The following is a 594-nucleotide window of genomic DNA, read 5'->3' as shown; positions in this document are numbered from 1 at the left end:
ACCCCCGACCGCATCAAAGTCCTGTGGTTCCTGCCGACCCATGGCGACAGCCGCTATCTTGGCACCTCGGAAGGGGGCCGGGCGGTCGATCTGCCTTATCTGACGCAAGTGGCGCAGGCGGCCGACACGCTTGGCTATTACGGCGTGCTCCTGCCGACGGGCAGGTCCTGCGAAGATTCCTGGGTTATCGCATCGGCTCTGGCGCCGCTGACAGAGCGGTTGCGTTTCTTGGTCGCGGTGCGGCCCGGCCTGCAGTCGCCGACGCTCGCGGCGCGCATGACGGCAACGCTCGACCGCATCTCCAACGGACGGCTGCTGATCAATGTCGTCACCGGCGGCGATCCGCTGGAGAACAAGGGCGACGGCATCTTTCAGTCGCATGCCGAGCGCTACGAGGTGACGCAGGAATTCCTGCAGGTCTACAAGCGCGTGCTGAGCGGCGAGACGGTCGAGCATCAGGGCAAGCATTTCCGCATCGAGGATGGCCGCCTCCTGTTCCCGCCGGTGCAGACGCCCTATCCGCCGCTCTATTTCGGCGGGTCTTCCGATGCGGGCTCGACCGTGGCGGCGCAGGAGATCGACAAATATCTGACC

Annotated in this window: 1 protein-coding gene; it reads left to right on the top strand. The window is 65.3% G+C overall.

Going from position 1 to position 594, the window contains the following annotated elements; genetic code table 11:
* On the top strand, nt 1-594 hold a 594-nt coding region (locus EOA24_RS40280), incomplete at both ends, for an LLM class flavin-dependent oxidoreductase (RefSeq protein WP_245502008.1).

The organism is Mesorhizobium sp. M2A.F.Ca.ET.039.01.1.1, assembly GCF_003998035.1.
Taxonomy (GTDB): Bacteria; Pseudomonadota; Alphaproteobacteria; order Rhizobiales; family Rhizobiaceae; genus Mesorhizobium.
The sequence above is the reverse complement of the archived record's forward strand: the minus strand, read 5'-3'. Positions and strand labels throughout refer to the sequence as shown.